The following is a 3,238-nucleotide window of genomic DNA, read 5'->3' as shown; positions in this document are numbered from 1 at the left end:
GCTCGTTCAGGGCGCCCAAGCCCTTCCTGCGGCCTTGGGGGCTGCTGCGCCCGCCGACGGCACCGCCGGATGAAGGCGGACAGGGCGGCCCGCACCGCGATCCCGCGGCTCCCGCTCCTGCCAGACGGGATAGGAGGCCCCAGGCGGGGAATCCGAGCAGGCCCCCCGGCCCCTCGACCAGCACACGCCGACGGCATTGAAGAACAGGAACCGGCCCCTGCGGCGCAGCAGCGCCCTGGCGCGGTTGATCGGGCCCGGTGCCTCGCCCCTCGACCGGTGCAGCATGCTGCCCGGGATCCGCCCCGGAGGGTTTCACCCCGTCGGACCGCCCCGAAAGCCCCAGGTCGTCCGAGCCCCCGCGAGGCGCTTGCTGCCTGCCGCGGGTCCCGGTCCGGTCCTGCATCCAGTGTCCGACGCGTCCCTGAGCGGAGGCTGAGCCCTCTCCTGCGCTGCTCTCAGGGAACCCTCAGGGCGCGGGTGGGACACTGGCGCGCAGAGGGAGCGGGCGGAGAGACGGAGAGGGGAGGCCTGTGAGGCTGCTGGTCGTCGAGGACGAGAAGGGCCTGGCCGAGGCCCTTCGCAGGGGGCTGTCCAACGAGGGCTTCGTCGTGGACGTCGTCCATGACGGGGTCAGCGGGCTGTGGGCGGCCTCCGAGCACCCGTACGACGCGGTGGTGCTGGACCTGATGCTGCCGGGGAAGAACGGGTACGAGGTCCTGCGCGAGCTGCGCGCCCGGGCGGTGTGGGCACCGGTGCTGATGCTCACGGCCAAGGACGGGGAGTACGACCAGGCCGACGCGTTCGACCTGGGCGCCGACGACTACCTGACCAAGCCGTTCAGCTTCGTGGTCCTGGTCGCCCGGCTGCGCGCGCTCGTGCGCCGCGGCGCCCCCGAGAGGCCGGTCCTCTTGGAAGTGGGCTCCCTGTCCCTGGACCCGCTGAGCCGGAGGGTGCGGCGCGGGGATGCCCCGGTGGAGCTGACCGCCCGGGAGTTCGGGCTCCTGCAGTACCTGATGCGCCACCGGGACCAGGTGGTCTCCAAGGCCGAGATCCTGGACAGCGTCTGGGACCCGGCGTTCGAGGGCAGCGAGAACGTCGTGGAGGTCTACATCGGCTACCTGCGGCGCAAGATCGACGCCCCGTTCGGGCTGAGCACCCTCGAGACCGTCAGGGGGATGGGGTACCGGCTGGGCGCCGACCGCCCGGCCCAGGGCTCCCAGGCCCCCTGACCTCCAGGGATTCCCAGGGATCGGGCGGGGCGGCGGGCAGGCGGATCTGAAACCTGCAGCCCCCGCCCGGGGCCTCCTCGGCGGTGATCGTTCCCCCGTGGGCGGACATGATCCCGGCGGCGATGGCCAGGCCGAGCCCGGCCCCGCCGGACTCCCTGGAGCGGCTCTCGTCCAGGCGGACGAAACGCTCGAAGATCCGCTCCCGCTCGGCCTCCGGCACAGGGTCGCCGTCGTTGTCCACGTCCAGGACCGCCCCGCCCTCGGCCCGCGCGAGGGCGACTGTGATGCGGGAGCGGGCGTGGCGGGCGGCGTTGTCCAGCACGTTGCGCAGGACCTGGCCCAGGCGTGCGGCGTCCCCGGCGACGCGCACCGGCTCCATCCGGGCCACCTCGATGCGGTGCCGACCGAGGCTGCGCAGCCTGCGCACCTCCGCATCGAGCAGGTCGTCCAGGTCCACGTCCTCGACCCGGATCCGGGTGCCCGCGTCCTCGGCCCGGGCCAGGGTCAGCAGGTCCTGGACCAGGTGCCCCATCCGGGATGCCTCCGCGCCCAGTACCTCCTTCATCTCCTCCCACGTCCTCCCGGTCGGATCGGCGGCGGCGACCTCGATCCCGGCCGAGAGGGTGGCCAGCGGGCTGCGCAGCTCATGGCTGGCGTCGGAGACGAAGGCCCGCTGGGCCCGGTCGGAGGCCTGCAGCCTGCCCAGCATGTCGTTCATCGTCACCGCGAGCCGGTGGACCTCGTCCCCGGTCCCGGGTACCTCGACGCGCTCGTCGAGGCGGGCGGCGTCGATCCGGGCGACCTGGGCACGGATCCGTTCGACCTGGCGCAGCGACCTGCCCACCAGGACCCACACCGCCACCCCTACCAGGCCCAGCAGCACCGGGCCTGCCCCGAGCAGGAACCAGCCCAAGGTCGCCACGGTGTCCTTCTGGACCTGGACTGTCGAGGCCACCACGACGGTGTAGGGGCCGCCCTGGCCCTGCACGCCCAGGGCGACGACGAGGAAGGCATCCGGGTCCCCGATGCTGGCCAGGCCGGACACGCTCTGGGTGAGCATCGTCCCCGGAGCCGGCCGTGCCGCGGTCAGCGGGGCGGCCCCCGCCGCCGGCTCCGAGGAAGCGGCCACCGACCCGTCGGGGCCGATGACCTGCACGTACTGACCCGCCGAGGCGGTCGCCGCCAGGGCCCGGGCGGCCTCCCCGAGGTCCTGGCTGGTGATCTGGTACGCCACATCCTGGGCCCGGTGCCGGGCGGCGGCCTCGGTCGTGGCAATCAGGGAGTTCTGCAGCAGCACCAGCAGCAGCACCCCGCCCAGCACCAGCGCCGCCCCCACCACCGCCACCGCCGTGGCCGTGGCCCACCTGCGCACACCCCACCGGGGACGGGCACGCCCCCGGGAGGCCGGAATCACCCGTCCCATGCTCCAACCATGCGCCCCCAGCCCACCCGTGGCCAATCAGGCCCCCACCCGGCTCAGCCTCCTCTCAGGGCGGCACAGCGCCCCCTCAGCGCACACCGCGCATACCCCCACGCCACACGCCCGGCCCGGGCCTGCAGCGCAGAAGGGAGCGGGCATGGCAGGCCGAAGGCCTCTGGCAGACGGGCGCCGGCCGCGACCTGGAGAGGAAGGCAGCCTGGAGCTGTCAGCCCTTGGATGCAGCGGGATGGCGGCGGCCGAATGGGCAGGCTGCACCGGCCGCAGGACGCTATGACGGGGATTCTTAGAGATCTCTCAGGGCCTGTGCTGCATGATGGCCTCCATGGCTTACAGCGATTGCGTACCCCCCTGCACCCGTGCGGGGGGCAGACCAGGAGCCGAACCGAGCACCCCTGTGGAGGCGGAGCGTTGGCGGTGAGCAGGGCGGGCAGCCGGGGCCGGCTCATCGACACCAGCACGGCCCTGGGCAAGCTCGTGGCCTTCCTGGGCATCAGCGCCCTGTGCGGGGTGCTCGTGGCCGGGCTCATGGGCCCGGCGGTGGCGATGACGGGGGCGGCGGCGAACGGGT

2 protein-coding genes are annotated in these 3,238 nt (G+C 73.7%); one reads left to right on the top strand and one right to left on the bottom strand.

Annotated elements, in window-relative coordinates:
• Positions 1 to 530: 530 nt before the first annotated feature.
• Positions 531 to 1,229, top strand: a complete 699-nt coding sequence (locus V7053_RS18450; RefSeq protein ID WP_334173711.1) for a response regulator transcription factor — start codon at positions 531 to 533, stop codon at positions 1,227 to 1,229.
• On the opposite strand, the gene V7053_RS18445 is transcribed toward V7053_RS18450, so the two are convergent.
• Entirely contained in the window at positions 1,168 to 2,652 is a 1,485-nt protein-coding gene (locus V7053_RS18445; RefSeq protein WP_334173710.1) for a sensor histidine kinase, read from the bottom strand. The genes V7053_RS18450 and V7053_RS18445 overlap by 62 nt on opposite strands.
• Between the last annotated feature and the right edge of the window lie 586 nt (positions 2,653 to 3,238).

Source organism: Sinomonas sp., from assembly GCF_036848755.1.
GTDB lineage: Bacteria > Actinomycetota > Actinomycetes > Actinomycetales > Micrococcaceae > Sinomonas.
Note: the sequence above shows the minus strand (reverse complement) of the source record. Positions and strands in the feature narration are given on the sequence as shown.

Excerpts from the sequence above, each read along its gene's own strand:
- V7053_RS18445 (WP_334173710.1), bottom strand. The coding sequence starts at position 2,652 with ATGGGACGGGTGATTCCGGCCTCCCGGGGGCGTGCCCGTCCCCGGTGG.